The organism is Gilliamella sp. LMG 34362 (assembly GCF_984569125.1).
In genome coordinates this window covers 894,518-912,413 of the sequence record NZ_OZ474902.1, presented here as the reverse complement: position 1 = coordinate 912,413, position 17,896 = coordinate 894,518, and the positions used below count along the sequence as shown (strand labels likewise).

Genomic DNA, 17,896 nt, shown 5'->3' with positions numbered 1-17,896 from the left:
TTGACAGTCCTATTTTAGCTAAGTATAGCAAAGCAAAAGGTTAATAAAATGCAAGAAAAAACGGTCAATTCATCAGCTATTATTATTTTAACTTCATTAGGATTTTTCATGTCAATGATAGATTCAATGATAGTCACCACGGCTACTACCGCAATACGGAATAATTTTCAAATATCAGTTAATTTATTACAGTGGTTGTTGAATATTTATAATATAACCATAGCGGCATTATTACTTGTTGGTGTCTCACTAGGCGAAAAAATAGGCAGAAAAAAAGTCTATCTTGTTGGTATCGCTATTTTCACTATCGCTTCCATATTTTGTGCTTTATCGAATAATATTATTGAATTAATCATTTCTAGAATGATACAAGCTGTTGGTGCTTGTGTTATGACACCAATGTCAATGGCTATTTTAACCCATTCATTACCCGCAAATATACGTGGAAAAGCATTGGGAATATGGAGTGGTATTGGTGGTTTAGCGCTTATTGTTGGGCCTGTTTTAGGTGGGTTTATTGTCGCTACATTATCTTGGCAATGGATATTTTGGATTAATTTACCTATAGGTATAATAACAATCTATTTTGCCCATATATTATTACCTGAAAGCAAAGGCAAAGAAGATAAATTGAACTTTACTGATTTTCTACTTATCACCATCTCTTCAGCGGGAATAATATGGTCATTATCAGAGATAACGACACAAACCTCGCACGTTATAACGACTATTACCGGCTTATCTTGTCTAGTACTTGGTATTTTATTTATCATTAGACAAAAAATGACTACTACCCCTATGATTCCGTTGATATTATTTCATTCAAAAGTATTCACTAACGGTAATATCGCAACTTTTTTATTATATGCATCTATGTTTGGCGTATTATTCTTTTTACCTCAATATTTCTTAGTATTTGAAAAAACTAATCCACTGATAGCTGGGTTACAATTATTACCATGGACAGCAACATTAGTAGTAATAGCACCATTTGCTGGCAACGCAGTAGATAAATTTGGTGAAAAGATTATTGCAACATTAGGATTATTTTTACAGGGAATAGGTTATTTGCTAATTATTCTTTTAGTTAATGTAACTAATTCATATATAGCTATGGCAATACCTTTAATGATCGCCGGTATGGGACTTTCAATGGCTGGACCAGCTCTGCAAAAATCAGTGTTAAGTGCTGTCGAGCCAATATATTTAGGGAAAGCATCTGGAATATACAATATATTTCGCTTATTTGGTGGTGCCATAGGTACAACAATATCAGTAATTATATTCAATATTTTTGGCGGAATAACTAATTCGACAGCTTTTGCCCACGGATTCGATGCGGTACTTATCACAACAGGAGTGATATCATTATTAGGAATAGTTTTTTCACTCAAATTAACGAAAAGGCGCAAATTATAATAGTTAATAAACCTCCAGTAGTAAACTCAAGATTAAATCAACATTTAAATATATTAAAGACTATCAAAAAAGCCTGTAACATATTTATCAAATGTTGATTTATTCAGTCCTATATATTTTTCTCTAGCACTTTTTCTTACATTAATTAATTCAGCTTGTTGCAATAACCTAAAATGATAAGTTCCCGAAGGTTTACTGATACCAACCACTTGGCCTATTTCACCACAAATGACCTCCGTTCTTATGTTTTTTAAGTATTTAATTATTTCAATTCTAACTGGATCAGAGAGTGCTTTGAAAATAAGCACCATTTTTTCATTTAGTTTGTTGTCAATTGAATTATTATTCACAATAGGTTAGGTATAAAGTTTAATTATGAGTGAAAACGATTATAGCATGTGATAAGTTTATTCACCTTAAAAAACTCCTTTGCTAAACGTTTCTAGTTTGGTGGATTTCGAGCGTTATAACTTTAACTAATTTTAATCTACCTACACGGCAGTGAACTGATATAGCTAAATGTCCTGCAATTTATCAGTTTTCTAAACTACCTACACGGCAGTGAGCTGATGCAGAAATGCAAGATGCAAAAGAAGAATTTTCTAAACTACCTACACGGCAGTGAGCTAGAACATTATACACAATAAACATTGTTCAGAAAAAGAATAATAATCAATTTGTAACTAAAAACCCTTTTTTTACACCTATTTATAACCATATGATTTTAAATGAATTATAAATATCAATAAAAAAAGGGGTGTCTGCCAATGATATCTAGTTGTAGGCAACACATTATTTCATTTATCAATATGGTTTTTGGAAGTAACCTGTTTTCTTAATTTTTTCTAGGCAATCATCATAATTATTGTCCAGAAATTGCTTTTCTTTAAGCGTATCACGCTTATCTGTTGCATAATTTAGTATAGTGTCTACAAATTATTACCAACGACATTACGAATTTCTGGAATTGTGTTTTGGGGGTCCCCGTTTGCTTTTAAATCGAATAATAATTCCCCCAAAACATAATAACTATGAAAATTAGAGCTAGCAGTTACGCCATTCTGAAAATTTATATCCTTTAACTCATCAGTTGCAACTTGCTCATCGTTAGCAAACGAATTTAATGAAATAAAAGTTAAAACAACTATTAAATAACATAATACTTTTTTCATAACATTTCCTTATTTTTGGGCAATGGTATGTTAGTCATAAAATTTGAGCAATAAAAACTATAATAAACTTACATTGATATAGCTCATCATTAGCGGCGATGTCATCAACTAATTCAAAATTCATATCGACGATTACATCAAGCTCATCTGTAGCTATACTGATGATACAATGTCTACCGGCTATAGTTTTTAATTTAAGTACACAGTTTTCTGATTATATTTTTTAACTCTTGGCTCCTCTTTTACACTCATATTAGTGTCAACATACCAATAATATGTTTCCATATTTTTTCAAGACATAAAGAAACCGCCAGAAGGCGGTTTGTTTGAATGTAATAGCTATCCACACTGCAGTGAACCACTCGGTTGGCAATAACATATATATTTATTTGATTTTTAATGGTTTTATTCCAATTAGAAAAGAGTTAGCCATTATAGTATTTTGGCTTTGTCACCCCATTTTCAAATATTTTATTTAAGTATAAACTTAGATATTATTTTTTTGCGCCACTGTAAATAACGGCTTAAATCAAACTCTCCAAGTATTTGAAATCCCCACTCAGTTTCAACCGCATTTGGAAAACGCTTTGTTACACTTGTTATGGGAATACCACAACTTATGACAACTTGATGATTCATTTTCTTTATCGCTTTAGCTCTTAACTTTAAATCATAGTGTAATAATTCAGTAACTATATAGGCTGACTGATTGTATAAACCACAAAATAGTCCACTATCTTTAATAAAACTAATCTGATTTGTTTGCTGACTGAATTTTAATTTCTGCTGTATATCCATAAGGTAACCTAAAGCATACTTATTAAAAAAACATTAATTGACTATATTTTATACGATTTTCGAATCTTATAGTGCAATGCACCTTAAGATTCGAATCCTTTTTTCCATTACCCTTTTTCGTTCAATTTAATTTTTCTAAGGTATAACACACGCTGTTCGATTCTGATTGCCATTAATAGGACTAGTACCTAAGTCACCATCCCCCGAATCGATTCTTATAATTTCCGTATCGTTCTTCACAAAATCAGTCGTCCAATACCAATCATCGGGATGATTTGGTTCCCATTTAGTGTTCGGATAATGTTCCGGATGACCAAATACCGTACCCCATTCGTTAAACAAACCACCTATCCAGCGTCCACTACTATCTCGATAACTTAATTCTCGTCGATAGCCATTAATGTTACGATTTGGGATCCCTCCTTTCCAAAAGTCTGTGTTAGCATTAGTATAATCTGACGTACTTGGGACCCGATAACCGATGCCTTTACAGTAATTAATCGCATCCTGGTAACTATCATCTATACCTGCACCTTTTGCAACAAACCAACGCTGCAAAAGAAAACTGTATAATATTTTCTTTTTGTCTTTATCTGCATATACATAATATCTTGATGGTTTAGTAAATTTTGGGTTAGGAGTTAATTCATTAAACTGTATCTTTAACGCTTTCTCTTTTTTACTTTTGCCCCAACCAGGTGTATCTTCAGCCGCTAACCTTAAAACAATAAGTGAATTATCTGCCGACGTAATAGTACGGCCATTAATATCAATAATTTCCTCTGGTGTTGTCCCTTTTAATATAAGGTAAAATTTCAAATTATTTGAAGCAACTGTCGGAAAGTTTTGTCCAGGGGAATTTACATTTTGTGGAATAAATCCCCTACCTTTCGCCCAATTAGGCCCATCTAAATCCTTATATTTGGTATTATTAGTCGAATCATTTGCTATATTTGGTTGAGCATAACAAACTTTTGGGTTTTTAGGTTGAAGATAAAAAATATGACTGCCACCTTTAAATGTTCCTATATCAGGAACGCCATATCTAGTAACTAAACTGCCACTGTCTGCACTTAATGACAATTTATAAGGACCTTTACATGAATCTAATTCATCATCCGGATTATTTTTTACCTGATTTGTAATATCTGTCCCATCTGACGTTTGCCATTTGATTTTGAAATAACCAGTAACAATACTTAAATCATCACCATCAGAATCAAACCAATATTTGTTCTTACTTATGATATTTAGCAATGTGGTTGAAGGGTAACTATCAAAAGGTATACTCGTTTTGATATCGTTAAAGGTTACCCACTGCTTGTTTGGTATAACCGGATTTGTAACACTTGAATTATCATTGACTGCCGCAATTCGTTCATCCGGTAACTTTAAAAATAATAAGGCTAATACACTGTCATTACTTGTTTTTCCATTATCAAAACTAATCACTGGCTGATGACCGTGGATAAAATTTGCTGTGGTCGCATCTAAACCATACGCTGAATTTACCGAAATAAATAATAAACCACTTAGACCCAATACACACGATAATATCGGTTTTAAACTCAAAAATCGTTGTTTTGAATTTGAATTTGAATTTGAATTTTTTGAATAAGATTTAAAAAAGAAAAATAATGGCTGATTCTGAAATAAACAACCTAACTCTCGTCGGCTAAATAATCCTAAATTATGGCTGGCTGGCTGGCTGGCTGGCTGGCTGGCTGGCTGGCTGGCTGGCTGGCTGGCTGGCTGGCTGGCTGGCTGGCTGGCTGGCTGGCTGGCTGGCTGGCTGGCCTCTAAACAACTGTATTTTAACATTTTTTCAATCCCTTGTCACGATATCCGATTGTTTTATTTCAGTAAAATTATATTTTACTAATTATAAAAGTATAAATAAACTTATTAAGTTTAGCAAATTATGACTTTGACGATTTTGTTAAGATATGTAAATTACTAAATATAAATAATTATGATTTGTTAAATAAAAGTATTAGACATAATAAGAAGAGCAATTTTTTTATACCATCTCTTTTTTGGTTAATGTTATTTTATTTAAGGATTAAGTCAATAAAAAACCGTTCGACGGTGGTTTGCGTGAATTTAATAACTACCTACACGGCAGTGAACCATGTTTTGCTATAGCCGCAATTATGGCTATTTTTCTAAACTACCTACACGGCAGTGAACTTGATTCAAAATTTCGTTGCGCCAATCCGTAATTTCTAAACTACCTACACGGCAGTGAACGCAACCGTTTATAGATGGCGCAAAATCAGCTTTTTCTAAACTACCTACACGGCAGTGAACAAAGTGGTGCAGAGGCTGCATATGTGCTTGCATTTCTAAACTACCTACACGGCAGTGAACTAGAACCCTATATACTATAAGTGTTGTTGGCAAAAAGGCAAAGTCTATTTTTACCAATAAAAACCCTTTTTTTGAGCTATTTTTCAATACATTGATTTTTAATAATTTTATTTTAAGTCAAAAAAAAGGGTTAGTGATTGGATATTTTTAGTCTTCAAAAACCCCGTTCCTCAAATTTTTTTATTCAGTGAGTTTCGGACGTTTTGTTGTTTGGTGGCTATTTCAATACAGAGGTTACGTCCGAGTAAAGAGGGTTTGCGCGAACCCTCTTTACCAACTCCCGCGACGACCACGCAAGTGGTCACAAGGTGACTGCCTTCCGCCTTCGTTCGCTGTTAACGCACCGGCTGTGATTTGTTCCTGACAAACTACAGCCTTGCCAAACATCCCTGTTTGCCATACTAATCTCTCTCAGTTGTCAGCACATTGCTCATGTCGCTAGATAAAATTCACATAAATGATTGATAAAAAAACTTTTATTATTGACCCTAGCTGATGTTATAACTGGTTTTAGTGATTTATCGGATGGATTTTAGTCTTCAAAAACCCCGTTCCTCAAATTTTTTTACTCAATGAGTTTCGGACGTTTTGTTGTTTGGTGGCTATTCCTATACGGCGATTACGTCCGAGTTAAGAGGGTTGGTGAGAACCCTCTTTACCCACTCCCGCGGCGACCACGCAAGTGGTCACGATGTGACTGCCTTCCGCCTTCGTTCGCTGTTAACGCACCGGCTGTGATTTGTTCCTGACAAACTACAGCCTTGCCAAACATCCCTGTTTGCCATGCTAATCTCTCTTAGTTGTCAGCACATTGCTAATATCGCGAAATGAGAAGCATCAAACTGATTGATAAAAATAAACTTTTATTATTGGCACTTGCCGATGTTCTAACTAACTTTAGCTATTTATTTGCTAGATTTAGTCTTCAAAAACCCCGCTCCTCAAATTTTTATTTTTAGATAGCCAATTATTTAAGTTTGGTCGATCAGTATTAACTTTAATTACAATAGTTAGCTAGTTCGACAAGATTTCCATCTGGATCTCTTAGATATAGACTTTTGATATTGCCTTTAGCACCGTGTCGTTCAACAATCCCTTCTACAAGGGGATAGCCCTTTTTTTCGAACTCTTTTTTTACGATTTCAATATCGTCTTCAACAATTAAACAAAAATCTTGGCTTCCATATTCTGGGGGGAATACCGCTGGTTGAAACTCGCCTTTTTTGGCATGAATATTGATTTTTTGATTGCCAAAAACAAAGGCATGTCGTCCGTCACGTTCGACATATTTCAATCCTAAAATATCTTAATAAAATACGATACTTTTACTGAGATCTTGGCTGGTAATAACAAAATGATCGATATTTTTAATTTTCATTTTTTCTCCTTAAGTTGAGATGAAAATTGTTAATAATAGGTAAATCGATAGATTTCGTGTCTAAATGAATAACAACATAATGCCCTCATTTAAAGGGCACTTTGATTATAACTGAATTAGCGAACTACTAACACTGATGTTTGTGCGCCTCGCACCACGCCTGAGGCATTTGATCCCAGTAAGTGTGTTGAGATATTAGGACGTCTTGAACCTAAAATAATAAGATCGGGTTCAATTTCTTCGGCTAGATGTAAGATCTCATCTCTTGGATTACCAAAAGCGATTGAAAAAGATAAATTTTCCCGAGGTAAATTAATCGTATCAATCAAACGATGTAACCACTGTTCTGTTTGTACAGTAGCTTGATCTTTAAACTCATCAAAACCAAATGAGTAAGCATTCACGATAGCCGATGCAACCGGTAAGGTATGAAAGAAGATAACTTGTGCATTAGATAATTTTGCTAAACACTCTACATGAGGGATCACTTTTTGAGTGAGTTCATCTTCAAGCACATCAATCGGAACTAATATTTTTTTGTACATAACGCCTCCTCACAATATTTAAACTTGGCTTTACCATTTTATTGGTGAAGGCCAACGGTATTGGTTCAGTATGATACTAATTTTAAATGAAATCCAGTCGTTACATGACTATCCTAACGCGAATTTAAAAGATTGAAATAATTTTTTTGCAAAACCATGATGGAGATCAACTATAACGAACATTATTTATCATCATGACCTCAAACCGACAGTAAAACAATATTTCTCTTAAATCGGTTATGAAACTAAAATCAGCGAGCGCTAATAATAAAAGTTTATTTTTATCAATTAGTTCGGTGAGTTCTATCTAGCGGCATTAGCAAAGTGCTGACAACGGAGTAAGATTAGCATGGCAAACAGGGATGTTTGCCATGCTAATCTTCGTCTGGAACAAATACAGCCGGTGCGTTAACAGCGAACGATGGCGGAATGCCGTCACATCGTGACCACTTGGTCGCCACGGGAGTTGGTAAAGAGGGGCGCGCAAATCCTCTTTACTCGGACATAATCTTGGTATTGAAATTGCCACCAAACAATAAAACGTCTGAAATTCAATGAACAAAGATTTGTTGCAATTACTTGTAGTTTAACAGATTTAGTAGTTAATAAAACTTATCGAAAAAGAGTGATTAATAAGCCTTTTAGACAATAGCCCCAAAATAACACTGACCATCGTTGCATAATAAATTTATAACATAAGAGACAGTTGATTATTACCGTCATATCGGTTTTAATGCTCATCTTTCCCCATGAATCTCAAGAGAATAGTTGCAATGAGAATTATCTTAGCATCGACATCGCTATCACGTAAAAAGGTATTGGAAAAATTAGCCATTCCGTTTGAGTGTGTACCACCCATTTGTGATGAAACGCCTTTGCTAAATGAAAGTGCACAGCAATTGGTGGTGCGTTTAGCTAATGCCAAAGCACAGTCGTTAGTGGCTAATTATCCTGATAGTTTGATTATTGGTTCTGACCAAGTAGGTGTATTGGATGATCAGATTGTTTGCAAACCACATACCGTTGAAAATGCCCAACAACAATTGAAAAATAGCAGTGGCAAAGCGTTTTACTTTTATACCGGAATGACCGTCATTGATACTCGTACTCGCCAATCGCAAACAATTTGTGAACCGTTTAAGGTTACTTTTCGCCAGTTAACTGATGCAGAAATTGATGCTTATATCGCTAAAGAGATGCCACTACAATGTGCTGGTAGTTTTAAATGTGATGAATTAGGTATCACCCTTTTTGATAAACTTGAAGGTGATGATATTAATTCATTAGTTGGATTACCGCTGATAAAGTTAAATAAAATTATGATCGATATGGGCTGTAATCCACTATTCTTATAATTAATAATAAAGCCATAAAGGTAAATTAATTAATCAATTAATCTACCCGAGGACATTTTTAACTTTCTTTGGCTATAATTTGCTACATCATTATCATGAGTAACAATTAATAGTCCTGTACCTTGTTGGTGAATCTCGGTTAATAATGCCATAATTTGTGCGGAGCTTTCTTCATCAAGATCGCTGGTAGGTTCATCGGCAATCACTAATTTTGGTCGACAAATCAGCGCACGTAAAATAGCAATTCGACGCATTTCACCGCCCGACATATTCGCGGGATAAGTATCTTTTAAGTAGCCAATTTTAGCCTTTTCAAGCAGCTCCAGTGCATAATTTAAGCTAGATTGGTTTTCCCGTTTAGTTAAATAAAATGGTAAGCGAATATTTTCCAGTGCGGTTAAATTGGGTAATAAACTACTACCTTGTGGAATGTAGCCAATATTTTGATTACGAAATGCTGATACCTGTTTATCATCAAGTTCAAATAAGTTGGTACCATTAATGGTAATTTTACCTTGAGTCGGGGTCAATAACCCAGCAATCATATTAAGTAACGTCGTTTTACCACTGCCTGATTTGCCCATAATAGTGATAAAGTCGGTTTGTGCCATTGAAAAACTAACATTATTTACCGCGGAGAAATGTTGCGAACCACGTTGATAATCTTTGCGAAGGTTTTTGACATCCAATAACATTATTCACCCTCTCTTAATGTTTGATAAGTATCAAATTTAGTCAACGATAATGCCGAATAAATACTAGACAGTGGACCAATAATTAACGTCAACATAAATACCATTAATGCATAAATAAATCCGTCAGTAATGGAAATGTTCATACATGGCAAACCTATCGACTGGCAAATCAATAAGCTAAAGGCATAAATCAATACACCAGCAATCACAATACCTGCAATACCACCTAAAGCGCTAATAATAAGCGATTCTCGCAGTAACATTTTAACCAGATCACTACGTGAAGCGCCTAAAATACGTAATAGACTTATTTCACGTTTACGTTCATTAAGTGATGATGAAAATATCACAAAGATGACAATAATTGCCAATACCCAGAAAATTGCCGATAAACTATAGACAATAGTTGAAAAACCATTTAGCCACTTGGAAATATTACTTAACATGCCTTTGGTCATCACAAAATCAATATTGTAGTCAATAGCATATTTCGGCATCATCTGATTAACAACATCTTTAGGCTGATAATCAGGATCGACTTTAACAAAAATCGATGATACATAGTTAGCAAAGTGTTCAGTATCGCCTTCAATTAGGTTCGCTTCTTTCATCAGTAACTGTGCCGTCGGGATTGTCATAAATACAGAGGTATCAAAGCCCATTCCGGTACTATCCATTTTGGCTGCGACTTTAAATGGATGATTAAAAAACTTAATTTCATCACCGACATTGGCGGTAATTTTGCTACCAACAACAACCTGATTATTGTTCAATGGTTGGTTTAACTGCGTTTGCAACCAAGGTTTGATTACAAAATCACTTTGCTGATCAAAACCAATTAGTTGTACTTTAGATGTACAGCAACCAGCATTCAATGAAGCGATAAACAGTTGGGGGGAGACAGCTTTAACCCCTTTGATTACTTTAATTTTATCCATCAAATCCGCTTTTAGATAAAAACTGCTTGGTTCACCACGTAACAATGCAACTTCAAGATTTTTTTCATAACCGTAAGGTACAACAAGAATATCCGCGCCTAAACGATTAGCCATACCGGAAATACCTAAACTCAGATTTTTCATTAACACGCTACCGCCAAATAGCGTAGCGGAAAACAGCATAATAATGATAATCAAACAACAACTCCGAAATGGTCGTCTTTGAATGTTTCGCCATGCTAAATTTGCTATAGTAATCGGTTTTTCTTGCATGTTTTAGTTCTCGTTTTCTATATCTTGTTGTATTAAGGCTGATATTGACTAATGTTGATTGTTGATACTTACTTAATACTGTTTATCTTATTTGTTTATTTACTTGTTTATTCAAATAGAGCACATTGCTAATTGCTGCAATTACTAAAACGATAGCTAATAAAATCAGTGCAGGTTTGGCACCCATATTACAACGCATCATCTCATTGCCACAGACACCGATTAAAATAGTTGGAATAGCTGCCGCTAAAACTGCAGTGCAAGCTAACGCCATACTCAATCCCATACGGACAAATAGTGAGCGACTAAATAGTACTAACGCACCAATGGCAATCACTAAACTACCAATACCAATTTCAGCCCTTGCAGTCCAAAAGCATTTCATGATTTTACCTGGAGTTGAATGCATATGCCCATCCCCTGCCATCGTTGTAGCAGGTATAGCTTGCGCATCAGGTAACGGGCAGACAGGTAAAATATAAAGCGGAAATAAAATAAGTAGCGCCCCAACGAATATAAACAATACAGATGAAACAATGCGATTTTTCATAAATATAGACCCTTTAATCATTAATTATTGATAATACTTGCTACCTTACCATGTTCAAGAACCACCGTAGTCTGCGCATGTTTTGATACTTCAGGCGAATGCGTAACAACGATGATTGTACTTCCTTCTTCGTGAAGTTGATGTAGTAAGTTCATAACCATTGCTTCATTACTTTCATCTAAGTTACCAGTTGGCTCATCAGCTAAAATTAGTTTTGGATAATTAATTAATGCTCTAGCAATACAGACCCTTTGCTGTTCACCACCAGATAATTGGCGCGGTAAATGTTTGGCCCGTGCCGCAAGTCCAACTCGTTCTAATGCCTGTAAGGCTTCTTTTTCATCTACCATACTGTGATAATATTGCGCCACCATTACGTTTTCTAATGCAGTTAAATAGGAAACAAGATGGAATTGTTGAAAGATTAGACCAATCTTATCACGGCGAATTTCCGTCAGCTGTGGTAATGACAACTGGGTAATATCTTGTCCATCTAAAATCACAGAGCCTAATGACGGTTTATCCATACAACCAATAATATTCATTAAGGTTGTTTTACCACTGCCTGATGGTCCCATAATAGATAACCATTTACCCTCTTCAACGGTTAAGTTAATTTCAGACAAGGCATGTAATGAGCCATAGATTTTAGAAACATTATTCACTTCGAGCATATTCATACTTTACTATCCTATTCGCCACGTAAAACTAATGCTGGTTCAACTTCAAGTGCACGTTTTACTGGAATCAAACACGCAATAATGGTTACCACAGCCGAAATAATAATCGTTGTTGGTATTAAATAAAATTCAATTACAATTGATCGCCCAAATACATTAGCACTGATTACTTGGGCAAAAATCAGACCACAAATTACGCCTATCACGCCACCAACAATACCTAAAATTAATCCTTCGGCTAAAAATTCTTTGGCAATACTTTTATTGGTTGCACCAATAGCCTTTTTCAGACCTATCTCTTTACGGCGCTCCATGACGACGGTCATCATAGTGGTGGCGACACAGATCATTGTCAAAATTAACACCACTAGTGTAACCAAATAGAGTAAAGATGACAGTTTACCGAGCACCGATGCTTCCGATTGTGTAACCCATTTTATAAGATGAGGTTCGACCGAGCTGGAATTATCTTTAATGGTTTGAATATAGCGCTGTAACTCATCTTGCGTTGCCGTAATACTTATTTCGACCACTTCGGCTTGATTATTTTCTTCGAGTAACGTTTCAAGATCATTGAGTTCAATAAAGATAAAGTTATCCTCAGCTCGACCGGTTTTAACGATGCCGGTAATAGTTAATTCTTCATCGAAGCGCGAATTTTGTTTAGATTTTCCTGAAATTGGTATGGTACTACCAATGCTAAGCTTAGCAAAATGGGCAATATCGGTACCGATCATAATTTCATTTGGATTTTTCGGCACTTCACCTTCTATTTTCCAATAAGGGCTAGTATTGATAACTTGATCAAACTGCGTGCCGACAATGGTATAAGGCTGTTGATTACTGCGGATAGAGTCATAACGAAATGGGGTAACCCCTAATAGCTTATCTTGCGGGAGTAAGCTAACGGCTTTTTTTACTTCCGCCATTGGCATGGTAGGTTGATTATTAGCCGGCATCAACAGCAGATTAGCACCATAAGAGCGAAACTCTTGTCCCATTTGTCTTGGGATATCATAACAAAGTGTAACCATACCAAGTAAAACCGTGGCTCCTATCGCTACACCGAGTAACGCAATAGCAATCCGGGAACGACGGCGAATTAACGAACTAAGCAGCGTTTTTAAAATAAAGCGTTGATTTTTATTCATCATCATTTAGCCTCACTTACCGACCATGCAACACATCGGTTGGGCGTAAAAACATCATAATACGTAATGCCGGTAAGCTACCTAATAATGTAATCATGCTTACCATAATTAACACCAGTGGAATAATTATCATCTTAGGTTCAACAAACGAACCAAATACCGTTTGCCCAATAATTTGCGCAAAGCCAAGACCGACAAAATAACCAACCATCCCCCCGAGTAAAGCAATGATCAGTATTTCAGTAAGGATTAACATCGCTACCGAAATATTTGTTGCTCCTAACGCTTTTAATAAACCAATTTCAGTACTACGCTCAATCACATTGGCAGTAACTAAATTGGATATTGCTAGCGCCGAGCAAATTAAGGATAAAACAGTTAACAATAGCATTAATAACTGCGTTTTTTGTAAGATTGATCCTTCTGATTCAGCGACTTGCATAATTGCTTTAACTCTAACATCGGGCATTAACTCCTCCAATTGATAGGCTATCGAACTAATATAAGCGGTACAGTACCATGTATCCCATTCAGTTCGTGATAAGCTATTAGGATCTTGTGCTGCTTTACGGGCTAAATCATTTTCAGGCGTGGTTAATGCACTCACTTCTACCCGTTCAACCAAACCGTCTTTATTAGCCAGATTTTGCGCAACAGGAAGTGACACATAAAGCTCAGCATCTTCGATTCCACCACTGTGGAAGATGTTATTTACAGTTAAAGTCACTTTTTTATTTGTTAATGGTGAAATTAGCTCAAGGCTATCGCCTAGTTTCAGATTTAATTGCGTGGCAATAGTCTCACCCACCATTACACCTTGCAAATTATCATCCTTCATAGTGTTGCCTTCAATTGACCACCATGACTTCATAGCTAACATGCCAGTGTCAACCTCATCACCAGTTGGAATAGTCAGATGTTTATTAAACCAAGTTCCAACGAGGGTAACTGGTTTATCATTAACTGTTACTTGTGTAGTAAGATAAGGTGCAAAATCAACAATATTATATGCCCAGAAGATCATCTTAATCTTTACTAAATCATCTTGCTTGATATATTGAATAGCAGCTTGTGTATCAGTATTATCCAGTTGATATAACTCATTAACTAATGCAGCCCCTTTGGGAACGATATTTAAGTTAGCACCGTAGGCTTTTAATTCCTGATTAACTTTATCACCGACATCAAACATTACATTTAACATGGCAGTCGCCAGCGACACACCTAAAGCAACAGTTAAGGCGATTAAAAATAGCTTCTTTTTTTGACGAACTAACACGCTAAGTAACATTCTACGAAACATATTTTCTTCCTTTTAAAACCATTTACTTAAAACGACTTTTTTCAGCTTCAAGATGCGTAGGTCGAATAATCATATTGCCATCTAAAATCTCATATTTAAGTGGAACGGGATTACAACCGCCAGAAAAACCAATAGTCGCAATATTCATCACGACATCACATAAAATACAGACAACTTGATTTCCTCGTTGATAATAACCACTTGCCCCACAAATATCACAAGCATCAAAACCAACCCCATAAGCATTTTCGCTTTTCTTAATCACAATAAATCTTACTAATGTGCCATCGGTTGTTTGATAACCATAACGATGCAAATTGCCGTCATTAACTTGTTCTAATGGAATAACAATTAAACCATCAGCATTTAGCGTAACCGGTTCAGCAGGGGTGAGTTCGACCCCTTTTTCAAATATATAACGAGCACGAGTAACGGTGTAGGCAGTAATAGCCACTCCCGCCATTAACAACAATGATGTACGACGATCACGACGTAAACTTGCTTTAAGTTTGCGTATTTGAGCGGGATTATTACCAACCAGCGAGGTGGTTTTTGCTTTGGTATATAATAAAACAGTGAGTAGTAATACCAACACCATAAAGATAAAAGTAAACAAATTGACATGAGCTAAAATAAAAATCACCAAATCCATCATCCATTGTTGCGGTGAGATAAATCGTCTGACAATTAATATTTGTAGTAGATTAATGGCATTTTGAATGGTAAAGATAATAATGGCAAATGTCGCGATCACCATCACCAATCGAGTTGATAACCTAGCGCAAAGGCGATAAATCAACCAGCCAATTAAACCACAAACTAATAGAGCAAAGCCATAACCAACCCATTTAAACAGATAATCATTATTGAATATTGACTCCATGCCAACATCAAATCCAAATGGGTACAGTAAAATATTCGGTAAGCATTGAGCTGTAATCAGCCCTATGGCAACTGCAGTTAATACAGCCAATAGAATCTTAATAATAGGTTGTTGAAACGAATTTCTGAGCGACCAACTGATAAGCAATGGAATGACAATGATGCACCAAGGAATAATCACACCAAGGTCATAGTACTCTCGAACAGCAATACCGGTATTACGCTTTAAGATGGCATAAATGATTGCCGCCAGCATTCCCAATAAAAAACCAATGATAAGATATTTTTTACCACTATAAAGGTTTGACTGAACAAACACTGCACTAACAAGTGCCAATATGATCACAGGTACAAAAGTATTATCGGTAATACTGATAAGATATTGGAGCATAACGATTGCCTAAAGATTACAACGTATATTGGCGAGTTGTTACACTCGCCAATGGTTTAGCTAAATATTTATTGAGTTAACTCATTTAAAAATAATCATTACCATGCACGAGGGATGTAGTCAAAGTCCCAAGAAACCTCGATTGGTTTAGACCAGAAACGACCTTCAACACCCGTTTCTTTATCTACATGCAATAAATAACCTTGTTTTTCAGGGTTTTCGATTGTGAATGTAACTTTATATTTACCAGCACCATCTAACTTAATATTGTTACCATAGTGTGGGCCGTCTGATGCATTCATCGGCATAAAATTACCTTCGATAGTTTTGTCACTACCTTGTTTTTGAATTTTATATTTTACAGTTAAGTAAGGGACAAAATCACCTACACCAAAACCTAATTTATTACCTTCGGCAGCAGAAATATCGGCTTCGATATGCATATCTGACTTAGAAGCAGGTAAGCCACCCATACCAGCAGGCTCCATATCTACAGGTTGGAAGTAAACCGCACCAATATGTAATGGACCAACAGTGACTTCTTCACCGATTGGAAACTCTTCAAAACCTTTTTCTTCACCTGGTGCTGGCGCAGCTGCATTTGCCATTGAAGAAAGTGCAAGTATTGACGAAATACCAGCAGAAATAATTAGTTTTTTCATTGAAAACTCCTTAATTTTTTTAACAACTTGTTTACTCTTTAATAATTAGTCAATAAATTAATAACTAATCAATTACAAATTACTGCCAATGTTTTCATTACTATTCAAGTTTAAATTACACCAAGAATAATAATATTATTTAATTTTTATGATATTTTTTGTAATACATAATAGAGAGCATCACGACAACTAGCATGACTAACTGTGGCACCAATGTTTCAACCGTTGGATAGATGCCTAATACCTCTACTGAATGGACAAAATCTACTGGGGTGACCGAAATAATATCCGCTTCTTGTAACTCTTTCACACCACCGCCTGCAAAGGCTATCGCCATAAGATACATTAATGCACTGGTACAAATAAAAAATGGTTTAAGCGGTAATTTAACACTGCCAAAGCGGATAACAATAAATACCAAAGTCAACACGATGGTACCAACACCTAGTCCATACCACACCATATCCATGTGATCTTTAGCATCCGCTAACATAGCTTGATAAAATATGATCGTTTCCGCTCCTTCACGAAATACAGCTAAAAAGGCAGCAAACCCTAACGCAAAACTGCTTCCGGTTGATACCGCACTTTGCACCTTACCTTCAACATAATTTTTCCATGCTTTCGATTCTGACTTAGATAGCATCCAGTTACTTATAAAAAACAGCACCACTGTTGCGAGTAACATGGCGGCACCTTCCATAATTTCTTGATTGGCACCACTTAAACCAACAATAGTATGCAAGGCGATAGCAGCTAACACGCTGGCAAACACCGCAAATAAACTGCTTAGATAGACGACTTTAAGCATTGGCTTATTATCTGAACGAACTAAATATGCAGAAATGGCCGCAATCACCAGTATCGCCTCTAATCCTTCACGGAAAATGATAATAAATGAGGCAAAGAAGACACTCCAACCACTCTCTTTTTTACCATCTAACTCGTTAGCATCCTCGTGGAGCATTTTCAAAATAACATCAATCTCGGTTCGCACGACTTTGTTAGGCGCGCCTTGACTCATTAATCGTTTAATTTTAGCAAATTGGTATTCGGTATCAGTGCCACGTTTACCGGAAATGTAAGACATTACCGCTCGTTCAACACCATGCTTTTCATAAAAGCCAAAATAAGCATTGTTTACTCGATCTTTGGCAGCCTCGCTGTCTTTCATGAAATAGATGTTATAAGCATCATTTAAAATGATATCCATCTCATCCACAATCGCATTCCAGCTTGCATACTTCTTTTCAGTTGCGTAAGAAGGGGAACTAAAAATCGCTAAACTGGCAATCAGTAGTAACATTAAAGTTAAATACCTTTTCACTGCTTAC

The 17,896-nt window shown here is 35.8% G+C and carries 16 protein-coding genes, 1 pseudogene and 1 CRISPR repeat array; of the genes and pseudogenes, 2 read left to right on the top strand and 15 right to left on the bottom strand.

Annotated elements, in window-relative coordinates; all coding sequences use genetic code 11:
* Positions 1 to 48: 48 nt before the first annotated feature.
* Positions 49 to 1,419 carry an MFS transporter gene (locus AC5LWZ_RS04320; protein WP_294892423.1) on the top strand — a complete coding sequence of 457 codons (1,371 nt, stop codon included), beginning with the start codon at positions 49 to 51 and terminating at the stop codon, positions 1,417 to 1,419.
* Positions 1,420 to 1,472: 53 nt separating this feature from the next.
* On the opposite strand, the gene AC5LWZ_RS04315 is transcribed toward AC5LWZ_RS04320, so the two are convergent.
* From AC5LWZ_RS04315 to AC5LWZ_RS04290, 6 genes and pseudogenes are all read right to left on the bottom strand, one after another.
* Positions 1,473 to 1,730: an ArsR/SmtB family transcription factor gene (locus tag AC5LWZ_RS04315; RefSeq protein WP_366939973.1), complete on the bottom strand. Its 258-nt coding sequence runs from the start codon at positions 1,728 to 1,730 to the stop codon at positions 1,473 to 1,475.
* Positions 1,731 to 2,348: 618 nt separating this feature from the next.
* Entirely contained in the window at positions 2,349 to 2,591 is a 243-nt protein-coding gene (locus AC5LWZ_RS04310; RefSeq protein ID WP_493464032.1) for a hypothetical protein, read from the bottom strand.
* Between the two features lie 471 nt (positions 2,592 to 3,062).
* Positions 3,063 to 3,389, bottom strand: coding sequence for a hypothetical protein (locus AC5LWZ_RS04305; protein WP_493464031.1), 327 nt, complete (start codon positions 3,387 to 3,389; stop codon positions 3,063 to 3,065).
* A 135-nt stretch (positions 3,390 to 3,524) separates the two neighbouring features.
* A complete protein-coding gene (locus AC5LWZ_RS04300) occupies positions 3,525 to 5,210 on the bottom strand; it encodes a PT domain-containing protein (RefSeq protein WP_493464030.1) in 1,686 nt (561 codons plus the stop codon).
* A gap of 281 nt (positions 5,211 to 5,491) precedes the next feature.
* A CRISPR array of direct repeats spans positions 5,492 to 5,759; the repeat unit is 28 nt; unit sequence TTTCTAAACTACCTACACGGCAGTGAAC.
* Between the two features lie 997 nt (positions 5,760 to 6,756).
* A pseudogene (locus tag AC5LWZ_RS04295) lies at positions 6,757 to 7,137 on the bottom strand (VOC family protein).
* 116 nt (positions 7,138 to 7,253) lie between these two features.
* On the bottom strand, positions 7,254 to 7,682 hold the full coding sequence (locus AC5LWZ_RS04290; RefSeq protein WP_144188959.1) for a universal stress protein: 429 nt from the start codon (positions 7,680 to 7,682) through the stop codon (positions 7,254 to 7,256).
* A gap of 773 nt (positions 7,683 to 8,455) precedes the next feature.
* Here AC5LWZ_RS04290 and AC5LWZ_RS04285 point away from each other — a divergent pair.
* Complete coding sequence (locus AC5LWZ_RS04285) at positions 8,456 to 9,037, top strand: Maf family protein (protein ID WP_294892428.1); 582 nt, start codon at positions 8,456 to 8,458, stop codon at positions 9,035 to 9,037.
* A gap of 29 nt (positions 9,038 to 9,066) precedes the next feature.
* Here the strand turns inward: AC5LWZ_RS04285 and AC5LWZ_RS04280 are convergent, their stop codons facing one another.
* From AC5LWZ_RS04280 to AC5LWZ_RS04240, 9 genes are all read right to left on the bottom strand, one after another.
* Entirely contained in the window at positions 9,067 to 9,732 is a 666-nt protein-coding gene (locus AC5LWZ_RS04280) for an ABC transporter ATP-binding protein (RefSeq protein ID WP_294913189.1), read from the bottom strand.
* Positions 9,732 to 10,943 (bottom strand): ABC transporter permease, encoded by a 1,212-nt coding sequence (locus AC5LWZ_RS04275; RefSeq protein WP_086320505.1) that lies wholly within the window; start codon positions 10,941 to 10,943, stop codon positions 9,732 to 9,734. Before AC5LWZ_RS04275 ends, AC5LWZ_RS04280 begins: the two co-directional genes overlap by 1 nt.
* An 82-nt stretch (positions 10,944 to 11,025) precedes the next feature.
* Positions 11,026 to 11,493 (bottom strand): DUF4418 family protein, encoded by a 468-nt coding sequence (locus AC5LWZ_RS04270; protein ID WP_198199122.1) that lies wholly within the window; start codon positions 11,491 to 11,493, stop codon positions 11,026 to 11,028.
* A 20-nt stretch (positions 11,494 to 11,513) separates the two neighbouring features.
* On the bottom strand, positions 11,514 to 12,173 hold the full coding sequence (locus tag AC5LWZ_RS04265; RefSeq protein WP_065614032.1) for an ABC transporter ATP-binding protein: 660 nt from the start codon (positions 12,171 to 12,173) through the stop codon (positions 11,514 to 11,516).
* Positions 12,174 to 12,184: 11 nt separating this feature from the next.
* On the bottom strand, positions 12,185 to 13,330 hold the full coding sequence (locus tag AC5LWZ_RS04260; RefSeq protein ID WP_493464029.1) for an ABC transporter permease: 1,146 nt from the start codon (positions 13,328 to 13,330) through the stop codon (positions 12,185 to 12,187).
* 10 nt (positions 13,331 to 13,340) lie between these two features.
* The gene (locus tag AC5LWZ_RS04255) at positions 13,341 to 14,627 is read right to left on the bottom strand and encodes an ABC transporter permease (protein WP_198199120.1); all 1,287 of its coding nucleotides are present in this window, start codon (positions 14,625 to 14,627) and stop codon (positions 13,341 to 13,343) included.
* 22 nt (positions 14,628 to 14,649) lie between these two features.
* The gene (locus AC5LWZ_RS04250) at positions 14,650 to 15,900 is read right to left on the bottom strand and encodes a Fe-S-containing protein (protein WP_198246914.1); all 1,251 of its coding nucleotides are present in this window, start codon (positions 15,898 to 15,900) and stop codon (positions 14,650 to 14,652) included.
* Between the two features lie 98 nt (positions 15,901 to 15,998).
* Complete coding sequence (locus tag AC5LWZ_RS04245; protein ID WP_065578501.1) at positions 15,999 to 16,562, bottom strand: iron transporter; 564 nt, start codon at positions 16,560 to 16,562, stop codon at positions 15,999 to 16,001.
* A gap of 139 nt (positions 16,563 to 16,701) precedes the next feature.
* Positions 16,702 to 17,889, bottom strand: a complete 1,188-nt coding sequence (locus AC5LWZ_RS04240) for an FTR1 family iron permease (protein WP_306245062.1) — start codon at positions 17,887 to 17,889, stop codon at positions 16,702 to 16,704.
* Positions 17,890 to 17,896: the final 7 nt, after the last annotated feature.

Bases quoted from the DNA above. Each gene is read 5' to 3' on its own strand.
- AC5LWZ_RS04320 (WP_294892423.1), top strand. From the start codon at position 49: ATGCAAGAAAAAACGGTCAATTCATCAGCTATTATTATTTTAACTTCA.
- AC5LWZ_RS04315 (WP_366939973.1), bottom strand. From the start codon at position 1,730: ATGGTGCTTATTTTCAAAGCACTCTCTGATCCAGTTAGAATTGAAATA.
- AC5LWZ_RS04310 (WP_493464032.1), bottom strand. From the start codon at position 2,591: ATGAAAAAAGTATTATGTTATTTAATAGTTGTTTTAACTTTTATTTCA.
- AC5LWZ_RS04305 (WP_493464031.1), bottom strand. From the start codon at position 3,389: ATGGATATACAGCAGAAATTAAAATTCAGTCAGCAAACAAATCAGATT.
- AC5LWZ_RS04300 (WP_493464030.1), bottom strand. From the start codon at position 5,210: ATGTTAAAATACAGTTGTTTAGAGGCCAGCCAGCCAGCCAGCCAGCCA.
- AC5LWZ_RS04290 (WP_144188959.1), bottom strand. From the start codon at position 7,682: ATGTACAAAAAAATATTAGTTCCGATTGATGTGCTTGAAGATGAACTC.
- AC5LWZ_RS04285 (WP_294892428.1), top strand. From the start codon at position 8,456: ATGAGAATTATCTTAGCATCGACATCGCTATCACGTAAAAAGGTATTG.
- AC5LWZ_RS04280 (WP_294913189.1), bottom strand. From the start codon at position 9,732: ATGTTATTGGATGTCAAAAACCTTCGCAAAGATTATCAACGTGGTTCG.
- AC5LWZ_RS04275 (WP_086320505.1), bottom strand. From the start codon at position 10,943: ATGCAAGAAAAACCGATTACTATAGCAAATTTAGCATGGCGAAACATT.
- AC5LWZ_RS04270 (WP_198199122.1), bottom strand. From the start codon at position 11,493: ATGAAAAATCGCATTGTTTCATCTGTATTGTTTATATTCGTTGGGGCG.
- AC5LWZ_RS04265 (WP_065614032.1), bottom strand. From the start codon at position 12,173: ATGAATATGCTCGAAGTGAATAATGTTTCTAAAATCTATGGCTCATTA.
- AC5LWZ_RS04260 (WP_493464029.1), bottom strand. From the start codon at position 13,330: ATGATGATGAATAAAAATCAACGCTTTATTTTAAAAACGCTGCTTAGT.
- AC5LWZ_RS04255 (WP_198199120.1), bottom strand. From the start codon at position 14,627: ATGTTTCGTAGAATGTTACTTAGCGTGTTAGTTCGTCAAAAAAAGAAG.
- AC5LWZ_RS04250 (WP_198246914.1), bottom strand. From the start codon at position 15,900: ATGCTCCAATATCTTATCAGTATTACCGATAATACTTTTGTACCTGTG.
- AC5LWZ_RS04245 (WP_065578501.1), bottom strand. From the start codon at position 16,562: ATGAAAAAACTAATTATTTCTGCTGGTATTTCGTCAATACTTGCACTT.